Origin of the sequence: Hymenobacter cellulosilyticus, from assembly GCF_022919215.1 — a bacterium.
Taxonomy (GTDB): domain Bacteria; phylum Bacteroidota; class Bacteroidia; order Cytophagales; family Hymenobacteraceae; genus Hymenobacter; species Hymenobacter cellulosilyticus.
On the sequence record NZ_CP095046.1, the window covers coordinates 1,985,396 to 2,004,115 of the forward strand.

At 58.1% G+C, this 18,720-nt stretch carries 8 protein-coding genes; all 8 read left to right on the forward strand.

Annotated elements, in window-relative coordinates; translation table 11 throughout:
* The first annotated feature begins 25 nt into the window (after positions 1–25).
* The 8 genes from MUN79_RS09785 (at position 26) to MUN79_RS09820 (ending at position 18,421) form a co-directional block, all read left to right on the forward strand.
* Entirely contained in the window at positions 26–3,130 is a 3,105-nt protein-coding gene (locus MUN79_RS09785; RefSeq protein WP_244677489.1) for a SusC/RagA family TonB-linked outer membrane protein, read from the forward strand.
* 11 nt (positions 3,131–3,141) lie between these two features.
* Entirely contained in the window at positions 3,142–5,103 is a 1,962-nt protein-coding gene (locus MUN79_RS09790) for a RagB/SusD family nutrient uptake outer membrane protein (RefSeq protein WP_244677490.1), read from the forward strand.
* A 477-nt stretch (positions 5,104–5,580) separates the two neighbouring features.
* Positions 5,581–7,440 carry a sialate O-acetylesterase gene (locus tag MUN79_RS09795; RefSeq protein WP_311136703.1) on the forward strand — a complete coding sequence of 620 codons (1,860 nt, stop codon included), beginning with the start codon at positions 5,581–5,583 and terminating at the stop codon, positions 7,438–7,440.
* 41 nt (positions 7,441–7,481) lie between these two features.
* Positions 7,482–10,142: a glycoside hydrolase family 3 C-terminal domain-containing protein gene (locus MUN79_RS09800; protein WP_244677492.1), complete on the forward strand. Its 2,661-nt coding sequence runs from the start codon at positions 7,482–7,484 to the stop codon at positions 10,140–10,142.
* Positions 10,143–10,666: 524 nt separating this feature from the next.
* On the forward strand, positions 10,667–12,190 hold the full coding sequence (locus tag MUN79_RS09805; RefSeq protein ID WP_244677493.1) for a xylulokinase: 1,524 nt from the start codon (positions 10,667–10,669) through the stop codon (positions 12,188–12,190).
* Positions 12,168–13,499, forward strand: coding sequence for a xylose isomerase (gene xylA / locus MUN79_RS09810; RefSeq protein ID WP_244677494.1), 1,332 nt, complete (start codon positions 12,168–12,170; stop codon positions 13,497–13,499). The genes MUN79_RS09805 and xylA overlap by 23 nt, the downstream gene beginning before the upstream one ends.
* Positions 13,500–13,915: 416 nt before the next feature.
* Positions 13,916–16,768, forward strand: coding sequence for a bifunctional transaldolase/phosoglucose isomerase (locus tag MUN79_RS09815; RefSeq protein ID WP_244677495.1), 2,853 nt, complete (start codon positions 13,916–13,918; stop codon positions 16,766–16,768).
* 93 nt (positions 16,769–16,861) lie between these two features.
* Complete coding sequence (locus MUN79_RS09820; protein WP_244677496.1) at positions 16,862–18,421, forward strand: alpha-N-arabinofuranosidase; 1,560 nt, start codon at positions 16,862–16,864, stop codon at positions 18,419–18,421.
* The last annotated feature ends 299 nt before the right edge of the window (positions 18,422–18,720 follow it).

Sequence of the window (18,720 nt, forward strand, 5' to 3'; positions counted from 1 at the left end):
AAACCCCATAAAACTCCCACACCCAATGTATCAACCAATACGCAAAACGGCCTTCTGCCTGAGCTGGCCGCTGTTTGTGGCCTCCGGGCTACCCCTGGCTGGGGCGGTGCTAATGCCTACCCAGGCCTGGGCCCAAGCCACGCAAACCATTTCGGGCAAGATTACCAGCTCCGACAACGGCGAAACCCTGCCCGGCGTGACGGTGCTGCAGAAAGGCACCACCAACGGCGTTTCCTCCAACGCCGACGGTACCTTTACCCTGCAGGCGCCCCTGGGCAGCACCCTGGTGCTGAGCGCAGTAGGCTTCGTCAGTAAAGAAGTAACCGTCGATGGCCCCACGGTAAACGTGACGCTGGGCTCCGACGTGAAAGCCCTGAACGAGGTAGTGGTAGTGGGCTACGGCACCCAGAGAGCAGAAGCGGTAACTGGCTCGGTTGCGTCTATCAATGGAGAGGCCTTACGCGAAGTGCCATCAGCTAACATCACCCAGGCTCTGCAAGGCCGTTTGCCAGGTGTGGAATTTGCCCAATCCTCCTCTCAGCCCGGTGCTGCCACGCAAATCCGGATACGCGGTACCCGCTCACTGGGTGCCAGCAATGATCCATTGGTGGTATTGGATGGTATTCCTTTCCCGGGTTCGATTGGCGACATCAACCCCAACGATATTCAGAGTGTAGATATCCTGAAGGATGCGTCGGCCACGGCTATTTACGGGTCACGTGGGGCGAACGGAGTTGTCTTGATAACCACTAAAACCGGTAAAAAAGGGCAAAAAGCGCAGATAACCTACGACAGTTTTGTTGGTGCAAAAACAATTTTCGCCAAATACCCCATGATGAATGGGCCCGAGTTTGTTGAGCTTCGCAGAGCCGCCGGCCTGTATAAGAATGCCTTGGATGAAGCCGACGATGTAGATACCGATTGGCAGGACTTGTTGTATAAAACAGGTATTCAAACCAACCACAACCTGGGCGTTTCGGGTGGCACTGAGAACGGGCGGTATAATTTCAATGCGGGTTATTATCAAGAAGAAGGAGTAATTCCTACCCAGCAGTACACCCGTTATTCCGTACGTGGAACCCTTGACCAGGGCGTTGGTAAATACATCCGGTTGGGTTTCACTACCAATAATACCTATAACCTATCCGAGGGGTCCAATGTGGGTATATATGGCATCCTGAACTCCTCGCCAATCGCCAATCCTTACAATGCGGATGGTAGCCTGAAAAGAACTATCCGCATGCCGTTGGATGAGCAGTGGGTGTATACCCGCGAAACTGTGGAAGACTTGAGTGACAGGTGGTTAAGCGAAACCAGATCTATGGCCACCTACAATACCCTATTCGCGGAAGTTAAAATGCCGGGCGTAGAGGGATTGAAGTATCGGGTCAACCTGGGGGTAAACTACCGGCAGAGCCAGGGTGGTTCTTACACTGGACAAGGAATCACCGCAGTGAACCCTACTACAGTTTCCACAGCATCCGTCAGTAACTCGGTTACCAGAGACTGGACTATCGAAAACATTTTATCCTATGACCGCACCTTTGCTGAAAAGCATAATATAAATGCCATAGCCTTATACTCTGCCTCCGATAACACCTTCAATCGGTCGCAGATTAATGCCCGGGATATTCCTTCTGATGCCTTCCAGTACTACAACCTGGGACTGGCCGCCGGCGAAATCACCATACCCACTCTTAATAATGAGCAGCGGTATGAAAAATATGGTCTGTTGTCCTACATGGGGCGGGTAATGTATTCCTACGACGACCGGTATCTGTTATCCGCCACGGTCCGGGCGGATGGCTCCTCCAGACTTTCCCCCGGGAATAAATGGAAAACCTATCCTGCTGTGTCGCTAGGCTGGAACGTGGCCAAAGAGTCGTTTATGCAGGATATCTCTGTTATCGATATGCTGAAACTGCGGGCTGGTTACGGCGTCACGTCAAATCAGTCCATTAACCCCTATGCTACCCTGGGCCGTTTGACTACCCGACCCTATAACTTTGGCCCAACCGGCTACCAGACGGGGCTGTTCGTAAGCCAGTTGCCGAACGCTAACTTAGGCTGGGAATTCTCTAAAACCTGGAACTACGGGTTGGATTTTGCGGTGCTGAAAAACCGCCTTTCGGGTACCGTTGAGTACTATGTCACCAACACCGAGGATGTTCTGTTGCCTTTGCCACTGCCTCCTACTTCTGGCGTAGAGAGCTACACGGCCAACATTGGGTCTACCCAGAACAAAGGGGTGGAACTGTCTTTGAATGGGGTAATTCTGGAGAACCTCAATGGCTGGACCTGGGAAGTGGGGGCTAACCTGTATGCCAACCGCAACAAGATTACCTCGCTGGCTGGTGAGCAGCAGCGGGATGAAGGAAACTGGTGGTTTGTGGGCAAGCCGATCAACGTAATCTATGATTACGAGAAAGTAGGACTGTGGCAGGAAGGAGACCCCTACCGGAACATCCTGGAGCCCGGCGGAAACGTGGGGATGATCAAGGTGAAATACACCGGCGACTATACCGCAGATGGTACCCCTACCCGGGCCATTGGCCCGCAAGACCGTCAGGTTCTGGACGTGACCCCGAAGTTCCAGGGCGGTTTCAACACCCGGGTTTCGTTCAAAGGATTTGATCTGAGTGCAGTAGGTGCTTTCCAGAACGGCGGTATCCTCAACAGTACCCTGTATGGCTCATCGGGCTATCTTAACCTGATGAACGGTCGTCGGGGCAACGTGAAAGTGGATTACTGGACTCCCGAGAACACGGGCGCCAAATATCCCAAGCCTGGTGGCCTGGCTAGCGGCGACAACCCTAAGTATGGCAGCACGCTGGGGTACTTCGATGCCTCTTATTTGAAGATCCGCACGATTTCGCTGGGCTACAACTTCGACAACAACGCGTGGCTGAAAAGCTCCGGCATTAGCCGCCTACGGGTTTACGCAACGGCTCAGAACCCGTTTGTAATCTTCTCTCCCTACAAGAAAGAGTCGGGTATGGACCCTGAGACCAACTCGTACGCCGACCAAAACGTGGCCGTAACTACCGGCGTTCCGGCTCGTCTGTTGACAATAGGTACTAACTCGCCTGCAACCCGCACCTACCTGGTGGGCCTGAACTTTACCTTCTAATAAAGAGCACAATGAAAAGCTTCAACATAAAATTCTTTATCGGGGCGGCCCTAATATTGATGGCTGCGCCGGGGTGCAACGACCTTTTGGACGAAGAACCCAGGAGTATATACACGCCCGACTTCTTTCAGACCGAAAGAGGCGTGAACGGTGGGTTGACCTCCATGTACGCTCACCTACGCTACATCTACGGCGACGCTTACTTCTACAATGCGACGCTGACGGGCACCGATGAGGTAACCTATGGCCGGGATGCCGACGAGAACTTTCTGGCCATGGACTTCTCCGGTCGAGCGGCGCTGAACGCCAATAACAGCCGGGCGGATAGATTGTGGACGGCTGCGTTCCCGAACATCAACACGGCCAATGGTATTATCAAGAATGCCACCGCAGTAGGAACCATCTCGCCAGCCCTAGTTGCCGAAGCACGGTTTTTCCGCGCCTTCGATTACTTCATGCTGGTTCAAACCTTTGGCGGGGTGCCGTTGGATTTGGGGGCGGGCGAGTTGCAGTTCAATACCAATGCTTTCAGAGCCTCGGTCCGCAATACGGTACCCGAAGTGTATACCAAAGCAATTTTTCCTGACCTGATACAGGCCGTTGCCGACTTGCCGGCAACTCCCCGGGTGATAGGGGGCGTCACGAAAACGGCTGCCCGCCTGTATCTGGCCAAAGCTTACCTGACTTATGCCTGGTGGCTGGAAAACCCGAACAATATCCCAACCTATCCGGAGACTACCAGAACAGATCCGGCCGGTCGTAACGCCCAGTACTACTATCAGCAGGCGTATGATGTGGCCATGGCGGGTATTGAGAGTCCCGGCCCGTTCCGCTTGCAGCCCACGTACTATGATGTACATGTGGCCACAAATGACCGCAACGCTGAAATGCTGCTGTTTGCGGACCATACCGAATCCAGTGAGTTCTACAATGGCGGCAGCCTGACCTTTGGTAGCGGTGGGGCCCCGGATAACTTTGCCGGTTGGATGATGACCTGGAACTATACCAACCTCAGAACTTCAGGAATAGACGACAAAGGGGTACGTGGCCCTTTCTCTTCTGTTCAGCGGGAAGCAGTTCAGGCCCTAGGCCGCCCCTGGAACCGGATGGCTCCTACCATTGGCGCAGTGGAAACCACCTTTGCCGACAAGACAAACGATTCTCGCTACGATGGTACTTTTACCACTGTCTATCGTGGTAACTGGCCGAAAGCGGGTGGCGTTCTGCCAAAAGAACCCCTTAACGCCAACAATCTGCCGGTTAACCCAGGGGACCCAATCCTGACTTTCCTGAATGAAGAGCCTGCTACGGCTATTACCTACCCTACCGGAGGAGGTCCGAGCAATGTAGGAGCAGGAACGCTGCCCGGCCGCGCGGATTACGTGATTTCGCCGCGTGGTATAAGCCGGATTGTGTATCCAGGCCTTTGGAAGCTTGGTCCTTACCGCACCGATAATGGTTCGGGCTTAGGCCAGCCTAATGCTGCCAGTACTCGTCCGTTCAACATTGCCAAATTCTCGGAGCTGTACTTTGTAGCGGCAGAAGCAGCTGTGAAAGGAGCAACTACCAAATCGGGTCAAGGCGCTCGGGAATTGATTAATGTTATTCGCGCCCGGGCCGGCAAGTGGCGTTTCGATAATAATGGGAACGTGGCCAAGGTGCAGGATAATAGCGCTGCCATGACTTCAGCCACCCCGGCTACTATAGACATCAACTATATCCTGGCAGAACGCTCGCGTGAGTACTACGCCGAAGGGTATCGCTGGTATGATCTGGTGCGTACCCAGAAATGGAACGAGCTGGCTTCTACCTACCGTATCGGGGGAACCAACTACGGAGATCATACGCCTATAGTCGTTACGCGTACCATTCAGCCGCATCACTACCTGCGTCCTATTCCGCAGGTTCAGCTTGATCGTATGGATGTGTCGGCAGATGTAAAAGCTACTTATCAGAACCCTAGATACCAATAACTTAACGAGCAAGGGCTTAAAAGAATGGGTGCTCGTATTGAGCACCCATTCTTTTAAGCCCTTGTTTTTTGATGCATCGGTACGTGCCGGCATGTTGGTGAAACGCGTGAAAAAGCACGTGCCCTCTTTTATGACTTCCAAAGCGTCGCCTGCAAACGAAACTGGCTACTGCGGTTCCTCCCCGCGGCAGTCCACAGTCAGTCTTGCCGTGCTTGGTAGCTCGTTCGGCGGCGAGAAAATGGCCGCGCGAGTAGCAGGATAACGCAGAATCCTGGTTATCCACAGTAAGTGTAACCGTTGTCCTAGTAGGTGAAGTCAGCCGTGATTTCGCTCTGGAATCACAGCTTACTTAGGAAGGGTACTGTACACCGGCCTGATCAACCCAATGGCTTTAATACTCTCATGATAAACAACATGTTAAAGGCTTCGGCACTGTTGGCTTTGGTCGCCGCGCAGCCGGCCGTTGCCCAGGTACGTTTGCCCAAGCTCGTTAGCGACGGGATGATTCTGCAGCGCGACGCGCCCGTGGCGGTGTGGGGCTGGGCCAAGCCCGGCGAAAAAGTAACCGTGACGCTGGCCGGCAAAACCGCCGCCACTACTACCGGCCCCGACGGCCGGTGGCGCGCTAGCTTGGCCAAAATGAAAGCGGGTGGCCCTTATGAAATGACCATTGCGGGCACCAACCGCATCACGCTCAAAGACGTGCTCATCGGGGACGTGTGGGTGTGCTCGGGGCAGTCGAACATGGAAACACCTATGTCGCGCCTGCGCGACAAGTACCCCGACGTCGTTGCCCAGGCCAATAACCCCATGATTCGGCAGTTCAACGTCGATTTGCGCTACGCCTTCAGCGGGCCGAAAGCCGATGTGGCGGGCGGCAAATGGGTGCCGACTACACCTCAAAATGTGCTGGCTTTCAGCGGTGTGGCGTATTTTTTTGCCAAGACGCTCTTCGACAAATACCACGTGCCTATCGGCCTTATCCGTTCGGCGGTGGGTGGGTCGCCGGCCGAAGCCTGGTTAAGCGCCGACGCACTGAAAGCCTTCCCCACCTACGCCCAAGCCGCCGAGAAAGTGAAGGACAGCACCTACGTAGCCCGCACCATTGCCCAGGGCCAGGCCGCCTCCCGCGCCTGGTACACCAGCTTGCGCCAGCAGGACCAGGGCGTGGTCAAAGGCAGCACACCCTGGTACGCCACCAGCTACCAGGCCGCGGATTGGAAGACCATGAAAATTCCCGGCTATTGGGCCGACCAGGGCCTGGGACCCGTGAATGGCGTAGTATGGTTTCGTAAGGAAGTAGAGGTGCCGGCCAGCATGGTGGGCAAGCCAGCCCGGCTGGAACTGGGCACCATCGTCGACAGTGACTCTGTCTACATCAACGGGCAGTTTGCCGGCACTACCGGCTACCAGTACCCGCCCCGCAAATATGATTTGCCAACCACGCTGCTTCAGCCCGGCCGCAACATCATCGTGATACGCGTCATCAACAACGGTGGGCGCGGCGGCTTCACGCTCGATAAGCAGTACCGGCTCACGGCCGGCGGCCAGACCCTCGACTTGCGTGGCGACTGGCAGTATAAGCTGGGGGCCGCCACGGCGCCTACTCCCGGCTCTACTTCCTTTCAAAACCAGCCCGGGGGCCTGTATAATGGCATGATAGCGCCCTTGCTGCCCTACACTATAAAGGGCGTGCTGTGGTACCAAGGTGAATCGAACACCGCTAAGCCCGAGGAATACCAACCTTTGCTCACGGCCCTGATTACGGACTGGCGTAAGCACTGGCAGCAGCCCACCTTGCCCTTTCTGTACGTTCAGCTGGCCAACTTTATGCAGGTCAAAGACCAGCCCACGGAAAGCAATTGGGCGGGTGTGCGCGAAGGCCAGCGCCGCACGCTCGTCGTGCCCAACACCGGCATGGCTGTGGCCCTGGACCTGGGCGAGTGGAACGACATTCACCCGCTCAACAAGGAAGACGTAGGCAAGCGCCTGGCGTTGGCGGCCCAGAAAGTGGCGTACGGCGACAAAAAAGTCGTGGCCTCGGGTCCGCTATACCAAAGCATGCAGGTAGCCGGCAACAAAGCCACGCTCACGTTTACCAGCACCGGCGGCGGGCTGGTAGCCAAGGACGGTAAGCCCCTGCGCTACTTCGCCATTGCCGGCCCCGACAAGAAGTTCGTGTGGGCCCAGGCTAAGATTGAAGGCAACAAAGTAGTGGTCTGGAACGACCAGGTGCCTAACCCCGTGGTTGTGCGCTATGCCTGGGCCGACAACCCGGAAGGTGCCAACCTTGCCAACAAAGAAGGCCTGCCCGCTTCGTCTTTCCAGGCGCAGTAGGTCCTGCTGCCCCATTCGGAACCACCCAACTCATTCAACGAATGAAAAATCCTTTCCTTTTTCTGGGTTTGGCCCTGCTGATGGGCTGCGCCTCCAGTCAGCGCCAACCAAGTGCGGCTGCCGCTACCGAGGCTGCCGCCACGCCCGAAGCAGCCGCGGTTAAGCCAGCCGAGCTTCCCTTCCGCAACCCCGATTTGCCTATTGACCAGCGCGTGGATGACCTGGTGAGCCGCCTCACGCTGCCGGAAAAAGTGTCGCAGATGCTCAACGCTTCGCCGGCCATCGACCGGCTGGGCATTCCGGCTTACAATTGGTGGAACGAGGCCCTGCACGGCGTGGCCCGCACCAGCATGAAAACCACGGTGTTTCCGCAGGCCATTGGCATGGCCGCTACCTTCGACACGGACGCCATGCTGCAGATGGCCACCATCACCTCCGACGAGGCCCGGGCAGTACACCACGAGTATGCGCGGCGCGGCGAGCGGGGCATTTACCAGGGCCTCACCTTCTGGACACCCAACATCAACATCTTCCGGGACCCGCGCTGGGGGAGGGGACAGGAAACCTACGGCGAAGACCCCTACCTGACTGGGCAGCTCGGCATGGCGCTGGTAAAAGGCTTCCAGGGCGACGACCCGAAGTACCTCAAGATTACGGCCTGCGCCAAGCACTTTGCCGTGCACAGCGGCCCCGAATCATCCCGCCACGAGTACAATGCCCAAATCAGCGACTACGACCTCTGGGACACGTATCTGCCCGCGTTCCGGGACCTGATTGTGGACGCTAAAGTGGCCGGCGTGATGTGCGCCTACAACGCCTACGCCGGGCAGCCCTGCTGCGGCAGCGACAAGCTGATGAACGAAATTCTCTACGACAAGTGGAAATTTAAGGGCTACGTCACCTCCGACTGCGACGGTATCAACGACTTCTGGCAGCACCACAAAACCGACCCCGACGCGGCCACCGCTGCCGCCAACGCCGTACTGCATGGCACCGATATTGAGTGCGCCACCGGCAAGCTGTTTACCTACAACTCCCTGCTCGAATCAGTGCAGAAGGGCCTGATTACCGAAAAGCAGCTCGATACCTCGGTGAAGCGGCTTTACAAAATCCGCTTCCAACTGGGCATGTTCGACCCGGTGGAGCAGGTGAAGTACGCCCAGATTCCGCTCAGCGTGGTGGAAAGCGCCCCGCACCAGGCCCACGCCCTACGCATGGCCCAGGAATCGATGGTGCTGCTCAAGAATGAGAAAAACACTCTGCCGCTGCGCAAAAACCTGAAGAAAATCGTGGTGCTGGGCCCCAACGCCGACAACGAAACCGCCCAACTCGGCAACTACAACGGCTTCCCGACCAATAACGTGACGCCGCTGGAAGGCATCCGGGCCAAAGTCGGCGCCGGTACCCAGGTTACCTACATCCAAGGCGTGGACTACGCCAGCAACATCGTTTACGAAACCTTCGATATCAACCAAAATCTGGCGTACGAGGGCAAGCCGGGCTTCAAGGCCGAGTATTTCAAAGGCACTGAGCTGGAAGGCCAGCCGGTAGCCACCCAGCAGGAAGCCGGCCTCGACCGGTACCTGGCCAACGTGAAGCAGAAAATTGTACCCGGTCTGCCGTCGGAAAACGTGTCGGCGCGCTACCAAGCCTCCTTTACCCCGCAGAAGTCGGAGGAGCTGGCCCTGCAAATCACCGGCGACGACGGTTACCGCCTCTTTGTGAACGACAAGCTGGTACTCGACAACTGGAAAGGCCGCGGCGTTTCAACCAACCAGCACGTGCTTAAAGTGGAGGCCGGCAAAAAGCTCGACCTCAAGCTGGAGTACTTCCAGACCGACCGCCGCACCATTCTCAAGTTTACCGCTGCCCACGTCATACCCATGAATGCGCCGAACATTCGGGCCCAGGTGAAGGATGCTGATGCGGTTATTTTCGTCGGTGGCATTTCGCCTCGTTTGGAAGGGGAGGAAATGAAGGTGAACGTGGAAGGCTTCAGCGGCGGCGACCGGACCAGCATTGCCTTGCCCAAAGTGCAGACCGAGCTGCTGAAAGTATTGCACGCCACGGGCAAGCCGGTTGTGTTCGTAATGATGACCGGCAGCGCCATCGGCTGCCCCTGGGAAGCCCAGAACCTGCCGGCCATTGTCAACAGCTGGTATGGCGGACAGGCCACCGGCACGGCTCTGGCCGATGTGCTTTTCGGCGACTACAACCCCTCGGGCCGCCTGCCGGTCACGTTCTACAAGTCGGAAAGCCAGCTGCCACCCTTCGATAACTACGACATGGCCGGCCGCACCTACCGCTACTTCCGGGGCGAGCCGCTGTTTCCCTTTGGTCACGGCCTGAGCTACACCACCTTTGCCTACTCCAGCCTGCAGGTGCCTGCCACGAGTGAAACGGGCAAACCTGTCTTGGTGAGCGTGCAGGTACAGAATACCGGCAAGCGGGCCGGCGACGAAGTGGTGCAGCTCTACGTGCGCCACCCCGATTCCAAGGGCCGCGTGGCGCTGCATGCGCTGGAAGGCTTCCAGCGGGTGGCCCTGCAGCCCGGCGAGAAAAAGACGGTGCAGTTTAGCCTCACCCCCGACAACTATCCATGCTCAACCAGCAGGGGCAGCGTGCCCAGCAGCCGGGCAAAGTACTGCTCTTCGCCGGCGGTGGCCAGCCACTCAGCCAAGCGGTGGCAAAGAAAAGTGTAGTACAAGCCACCTTGACGCTAAGTGGCAGCAGCGTAGCTATTGATTAGAAACGAATTACTCACTGCCTATGAAGAAGGGGCTAGGAGTGGTTGAAACGATAGAACGACTTTTGAGAGCTAACTCTGGTTAGTCGTTCAACCCGTTGCCAGCCATCCCGGCCCCTTCTTCATGGGTAGTAAGTAACTCGGTCTTAAGCGCTAATTGCTCTTTTCATTATTCAGTGATTGAGTGGCCACTTTTTCCGGAAAAATAATTTGGCCACACTCACCTACCGAAACCGTTTCCGGAAACGGTTTCGGTATTTTTTATTCGAAATTGAGCTAGAAACGAGGTTTTTAGATTGGCTTTCCTATCTCTTAGCGCACTATCTTCGAAAACAAGTCCGGTAGATAGGTCGGACGCCGCTCTGATTACCACTCCTAGCAAGCTGTTCGCCAGTGACGCTAGCCCTGACCTTTTCCTCCATAAAATCCCCACCCGGCCCCGTTGCTTTATAGAAAGCAGTAAAGGCCGTATCCAACCCCATGAAATACCTCCTCGGCTACGACATCGGCAGCTCGTCTATCAAGGCCTCGCTGCTCAACATCGAAACCGGCCGGTGCGTGGCCTCGGTCACCTCGCCCAAGAAGGAGATGGAAATAACCGCGCTCCAGCCCGACTGGGCCGAGCAGCGCCCCGAGCGGTGGTGGCAGGAAGTGGTGAATGCCACGCTCCAGCTTCGTGCCGACCACGACTTCGACACGGCTCTTATTGCCGGCATCGGCATCACCTATCAAATGCACGGCCTCGTGCTCGTCGACAAAGACGGCGAGGTGCTGCGCCCCGCCATTATCTGGTGCGACAGCCGCGCTGTAGACTACGGCAACCAGGCGTTTCAGGACCTGGGCCAGGAATATTGCCTGCACAACTTTCTGAATTCGCCCGGCAACTTCACGGCTTCCAAGCTGAAGTGGGTGCGCGAAAACGAGCCCGACATATACGAGCGGATTCACAAAATCCAGCTCCCCGGCGACTACATTGCCTTCAAGCTCACCAACCAGCTCCAGACCACCATTTCGGGCCTTTCCGAGGGCGTATTCTGGAATTTCAAACAGCAGGCCATTGCCCAGGAGTTGCTCGACTATTACGGCATCAGTTCTGCCCTGCTGCCCGACGTAGTCGACACCTTCTCGGTGCAGGGCCACCTCACGCCCGAAGCGGCCCAGGAACTGGGCCTCACGGCCGGCACGCCCATCAGCTACCGGGCCGGCGACCAGCCCAACAACGCCTTTTCGCTCAACGTGCTGCAGGCCGGTGAAATAGCCGCCACGGCCGGCACCAGCGGCGTGGTCTACGGCATCAACGAAACCATGACTTCGGATTCCCGCTCCCGGGTCAACTCCTTCGTGCACGTAAACAGCACGCCGGAGCAGCCCAAAAACGGCGTCCTGATGTGCATGAACGGCACGGGCATTCTGAATAGCTGGTTGCGCAAAGTTCTCGGCGACATCAGCTACGAGGACATGAACCAGCTGGCCGCCCAGGCCCCAATTGGCTCCGACGGCCTCACGTTTCTGCCTTTCGGCAACGGCGCCGAGCGTATTCTGGAAAACCGTCAGCTCGAAGCCGAGCTGCGGGGCCTCAACTTCAACCAGCACGGCCGCGTGCACGTGGCCCGCGCCGCCCAGGAAGGCATTGTCTTCGCCCTAAACTACGGCGTGGACATCATGCGTGAATCCGGAGTGCAGGTGCGCAAAGTGCGGGCCGGCAACGCCAACATGTTCTTGAGCCCGATTTTCCGCGAGGCATTCGTCAACAGCGCCGGTGTAGAATTGGAGCTGCTCAACACCGATGCGGCCCAGGGCGCGGCCCGCGGCGCGGGCGTCGGAGCTGGCATCTACGCCAGTACCAATGAGGCCTTCAACGGTCTAGAGCGAATTCTGACCCTGGAGCCCACGGCTGAGCTGCAGGAGCAATATCAGGCTGCCTACACCCGCTGGCAGTCCATTCTCAATCAAATCGTACCCTTACCAACCACCCCTCGGCATGTCATCCAACACGCTTTCTAAAACCGAGTATTTCACCGGCATCGACACCATCCGCTTTGAAGGACGTGAGTCGGACAACCCGTTGGCCTTTAAGTGGTACGACGAGAACCGCGTAGTAGCCGGCAAAACCATGAAGGAGCACCTGCGCTTCGCGGTTTCGTACTGGCACACCTTCACCGGCACCGGCGGCGACCCGTTCGGCCCCGGCACCAAGCAGTTTGCCTGGGACGCCCACCACGAAATCATTGGCCGCGCCAAAGACAAGATGGACGCCGCTTTCGAGTTCTTCACCAAGCTCGGCACGCCCTACTACTGCTTCCACGACATTGACCTCGTGGACGAAGGCAACTCGCTGGCCGAGTACGAGCGCAACCTCGCCACCATCGTGGACTACGCCAAGGAGCATCAGGCCGCTACCGGCGTAAAGCTGCTCTGGGGCACGGCCAACGTGTTTTCGAACCCGCGCTACATGAATGGGGCCAGCACCAACCCCGACTTCCAGGTGGTAGCTCACGCTGCCACGCAGGTGAAAAACGCCATCGACGCGACCATCGCGCTGGGCGGCGAGAACTACGTGTTCTGGGGTGGCCGCGAAGGCTACATGACTCTGCTCAACACTAACATGAAGCGCGAGCAGGAACACATGGGCCGTTTCCTGACCATGGCCCGCGACTACGCCCGCCAGCAGGGCTTCACCGGCAAGTTCTTCATTGAGCCCAAGCCCGCCGAGCCTACCAAGCACCAGTACGACTTCGACGCGGCCACCGTAATCGGCTTCCTAAAGCAGCACGGCCTGGAAAACGACTTCATGCTCAACCTGGAAGTAAACCACGCCACCCTGGCTGGTCACACGTTCGAGCACGAGCTGCAGGTAGCTGCTGATAACAACATGCTGGGCTCGATGGACGCCAACCGCGGCGACTACCAGAACGGCTGGGACACCGACCAGTTCCCCAACAACCTCAATGAGCTGACCGAGTCCATGCTCATCATCCTCGAGGCCGGTGGCTTCAAGCACGGCGGCATCAACTTCGACGCCAAAACCCGCCGCAACTCGACCGACCTGGAGGATATTTTCATTGCCCACATCAGCGGCATGGACACCTTCGCCCGCGCCCTGGTGACGGCCGATGCCATCCTGGAAAAGTCGGCTTACCGCAAGTTCCGCCAGGAGCGCTACGCCTCCTTTGACTCGGGTGCCGGCGCTGCCTTCGAGAAAGGCCAACTGACCCTGGAAGACCTGCGCAAAATTGCCCACGAAACCGGTGAACCCACGCCCAAGAGCGGTAAGCAGGAGTGGCTGGAAAGCATCATCAACCAGTACATCTAACATCAAAAAAGGTGGGTGAGAAACGTTGGCCGGGCGGGTGCTGCAACGCCCGCCGGCCAACCGGACTCTCACCCGCAGTCAAATTTTACTGTAAGTCTGGGCAGAAACCCAGCTGACAGACGTGTGGGAGAGGGGAGCAGAAAGAGGCGTACCAGCACGTCTTCCGAATCGAGGGAGAGCTTTTCGGAAGACGTTGGCGGCTACATCCGCCGGCTGGCACGCCTCACTGTTTGCTTTTTAGCCCCGTCGTCGTAGCCCTAACTTACGCTGCGCCGGCCTCTGTCACCAGATGATTTCCTGGGCTTGTCAGAAAATATCTAGTAGGAAATCAGGGATTTATAGCAAAATAAACGGGCTCCGTGAAAGCCTAAAGAAGGAGTTTCCTCATCTTTGGAGCGACTTCAAACTGAAACCCTATGAATCCATTAGTTGACATCCGTCAATTCGACCAAAGTATCTGGCTGGACTTTATCCGTCGCAAAATCCTGATCAACGGGGAGTTGCAGCGGCGCATCACCGACGAGGCCCTGCGCGGCGTTACGTCGAATCCGGCCATTTTCGAGAAGGCAATCGGCGGCTCCGACGACTACGACGCGGCCATCCGCAGCCTGGCGCTGCAGGGCAAAACCACCGACGAAATCTACACCGCCCTGGCCGTGGCCGACGTGCAGCACGCCTGCGACCTGTTCCGCCCGCTCTACGACAGCCACGACAACGCATCCGACGGCTACGTGAGCCTGGAAGTGTCGCCCGAGCTGGTCAACGATACCGAAGGCACGATTGAGGAAGGCATCCGGTTCTGGAAAACGGTAAACCGGCCCAACGTGATGATTAAGGTGCCGGCCACGCTCGAAGGTCTGCCCGCCATTCGCCGCCTCATTGCCGAGGGCATCAACGTCAACGTGACCCTGATTTTCGGCCTGGAGCGCTACCGCCTCGTAGCCGAAGCCTTCCTGGCCGGCCTCGAAGATCGGGTAAAAGCCGGCCTGCCTGTCGAGAACATCGACTCCGTAGCCAGCTTCTTCCTCTCGCGCATCGACGTGCTGATTGACCCGCTGCTGGAGAAAATTGCCGCCGAAGGTGGTGAGAAAGGCGAGCTGGCACAATCGATGGTGGGCGAGGTAGCGTTGGCCAGCGCCAAGCAGGCTTACCAGATCTACAAGGAGATTTTTGCCGGTCCGCGCTGGGAAGCCCTGGCTGCCAAAGGTGCCGACACCCAGCGCCTGCTGTGGGCCAGCACCGGCAACAAAAACCCCAAGTACGACGACCTGAAGTACGTCGAGAACCTCATCGGCCCCAAAACGGTGAACACCGTGCCGGTAGAAACCCTCGACATCTTCCGCGAAAAAGGTAAGCCCGCCAACCGCCTGGAGGAAGGCCTCGATAAAGCTGCTGACGTGCTGCGCCGCCTGCCCGAGCTAGGCATCAACCTCGAGGAGCAAACCAACTTCCTGGAAGAGGACGGCGCCAAGAAATTCAAGGAGCCTTTCGGCAAGCTGATGGAATCCATCGAGAAGAAGCGCCTGACTTCCCTCGACTCTACCGTTGCCGAAGCTACCCTGCAGCTGGGCCAGTACCAGGCTGCCGTGGACGCCAAAATTCAGGAATTCAACGCCAAGAACTTTACCCACGGTTTCTGGGATAAGAAAGCTGACCTATGGGTGCAGGATGAAGCTGGCCAGCACAGCATCCGGGCCTTCATGGGCTGGCTGCGCGTGGCCGAAACAATGGTGGGCGCGGTGCCCGAAATCGAGCAGTTCGTCAATGACGTGAAAGCCGCGGGCTTCAAGCACGTAGTAGTAATGGGCATGGGCGGCAGCACAATGGCTCCGATTGTGTTCAAATCCTCGTTCCCGATGGGCGAGAATGGCCTGCCGATGTCGGTACTCGATACCACGGACCCCGGCACGGTGCGCCAGATTGAAGAATCAGTGCCGCTGGCCGACACGCTGTTCATTGTAGCCAGCAAGTCGGGAACCACGGCCGAGCCCCTGGCCTTCGGCGACTATTTCTATGACCGGGTAAAGCAAATCAAGGGCGACAAGGCCGGCGAGAATTTCGTGGCTATTACCGACCCGGGCTCCAAGTTTGTGACCTCGGCCACCGAGCAGGGCTACCGCCGCATCTTCCTGAACTTTGCCGAAGTGGGCGGCCGTTTCTCGGCCCTGTCGTATTTCGGTCTGGTACCGGCCGCGCTGTACGGCCTGCCCATCGGCGAAATCCTGGAGCGGGCCATCCGCATGATGCGGGCCAACGGTGCCTATGGCAGTGTAGAGCAAAACCCCGGCTTGGAGCTGGGTGTGGCGCTGGGCGTACTCGCGCAGCAGGGCCGCGACAAGCTCACCCTGATTGTGCCGAATTCTCTGGCTGATTTGGGCCTCTGGCTGGAGCAGCTCATTGCTGAAAGCACCGGCAAGGAAGGCAAAGGCATTCTGCCCGTGGCCGGCGAGCCCGCCCGCGAGCCGGAAGTGTACGGTCAGGACCGCGTATTCGTGTACGTGGGCTACGAAGGCGATGAATTCAATGATGACCTAGCAAACCACGAGGCGCTTACGCGTCTGTTACATGCGGGGCATCCGCTCATCACTATCCGTATGCACGATGCGTTGGATTTAGGAGGTGAGTTCTTCCGCTGGGAAGTAGCCACGGCCGTAGCCAGCGCCGTGCTCGAAATTAACCCCTTCGACCAGCCCAACGTGCAGGCCGCCAAAACCGCTACCGACCGCCTGATGAAGGTGGTGCAGGAGCAGGGCAGCCTGCCCGCCGGCGACGAGGCTAAGGTGACGGAAAACGGCGTGTCGTACTTCTCCGCCGTGTCGGGCGGCAGTGCGGCCGAGGTAATCCAGAACTTCTTTGCGCAGGCCAAGGACGGCGACTTCCTCAACATCCAGGCGTATCTGACTGAGTCGGACGAGCTGAACAAGGGCTTGGCCGAGCTGCGCACCCAGGTGCAGGAGCAGTTGCATTTGGCTACCACCTCGGGCTACGGACCGCGCTTCTTGCACTCCACGGGCCAGTACCACAAGGGCGGACCCGACAAGGGCTTGTTCGTGCAGTTCACCGTCGACCATCCGCAGGATCTGGCGCTGCCGGGCCGTTCGTACTCCTTCGGGACGTTCAAGAACGCCCAGGCCGCCGGTGACTTGCAGGCGTTGCACGACTACAACCGCCGCACGCTGCGCATCCACCTCGGCGACAACGCTGAGCAGGGCCTACGCACAGTGCTGAGCGCGCTGCAGTCGGCGCCGCTGACCGCTACACAAGCGTAAGAATGCTGCCCGGGCGGCCGGTTGGGAGGCCGGCCGCTCGGGTAGTTTTTGCGCTTTCTGTTCTTTCCCCATCGAAATTCCCCAATCCTCTCGATGCTCAACCTAAAGCGCCTAGTGGCGGCAGCCGGCTTTACGCTGGCCGCGGCTAACGTTACTTTTGCCCAAACGGTACGCCTGACCGTGCAGCCCGGAGACCCGAAGCTGCAAATCAGCAAAGACATTTACGGGCACTTCGCCGAACACCTGGGCCGTTGCGTCTACGACGGTTTCTGGGTGGACCCCGGCTTGAACGTGCCCAAGCAGGGCCGCATCCGTATGGATATCGTCGAGGCCCTGCGCAAAATCAAAGTGGCCAACCTGCGCTGGCCCGGCGGCTGCTACGCCGACGCCTACCACTGGCGCGACGGAGTAGGCCCCACCGCCCAACGGCCCCGGACCATCAACACCTGGTGGGGCGACGCGGTAGAGGACAACTCCTTCGGCACCCACGAGTTTCTCGAGCTCTGCAAGCTGCTCGGCACCGAGCCCTACCTGGCCGCCAACGTCGGCAGCGGGACGGTGCAGGAAATGGCCAACTGGATGGAGTATCTGAACTCCAACGCCGACACCCCGCTGACTCAGCAGCGCAGGCAAAACGGCCACCCCGAGCCCTACGGCGTGACTATGTGGGGCATCGGCAACGAAAGCTGGGGCTGCGGCGGCAACATGACGGCCGACTACTACACCGACGTATACAAGCGCTACGCCACCTTTGCCCACAACTACCCGGGCAGCCCCAAGCTGAAGCGCATCGTGAGCGGGGCCAACGGCGACGACGCCTACTGGACCGAGACGTGCATGAAGAAGATTCCGCTCGACCAGATGTGGGGCCTTACCCTGCACCAGTACACCCTGCCTACCGGCAGCTGGACCGGCAGCAAAGGCGCGGCCACGGGCTTCGACGAGGCCCAGTACTTCAACACGATGAAGAACTGCCTGAAGATGGAAGCCGTGGTGACCAAGCACGCGGCCATCATGGACAAGTACGACAAGGACAAAAAGGTGGCCTTGCTCGTAGATGAGTGGGGCGTGTGGACCGACGTGGAGCCCGGCACCAACCCGGGTTTTCTGTACCAGCAAAACTCCCTGCGCGACGCGCTGGTAGCCGGCACCACGCTCAACATCTTCAACAATCACTGCGACCGGGTGCGCGGAGCCAACCTGGCCCAGGCAGTAAACGTGCTGCAGGCCCTGATCCTGACCGACAAGGAGAAGATGCTGCTCACGCCCACTTACCACGTGTTTGACCTCTACCAGGTGCATCAAAACGCGCAGTACTTACCCCTGCAGTTCACCAGCCCTGAGTACACCCTGAGCGGGGACAAGCTCCCGGCGCTGAATGCCTCGGCCTCGAAAGACGCCAGCGGCGCGGTGCATATTTCTCTGGTCAACCTCGACACGAAAAAGACGCTGCAGCTGGAAACGGCCCTGCCCGGCGTGACCTGGAAAACCGTGTCGGGCCGCGTGCTGACCTCCGGCAACGTCAACGACTACAACTCCTTCGACAAACCGAACAAGGTGAAGCTGGCCGACTTCAAAGGGGCCAAAAAGCGCGGCGGCAACCTGGCCGTAGATCTGCCCCCGCAGTCGGTGGTGGTGCTGGAAGTGCGGTAGAAAGTAGCTGAAAAGAACAACTCAAAATCCTCTGTCATCCTGAACGCAGCAAAGCGGAGTGAAGGACCTTCCTCACCTAAGTGACAAGGTTTATTCACTGCGATACTGTCTTCGGGGAAAGCTAATCACATTGAACTGACTTTGTCAGAACATGGAGGCAGGTCCTTCGCTGGGCTCAGGATGACAGACGAAATTATATAGAACTAGAAATGAAACCCACCTCTTCCTTCCGCAAGCTTACTACGACCGGCCTACTGCTGGCCGGCCTGGCCGTATTCAGCAGCCAGCAGAAAGCGCCC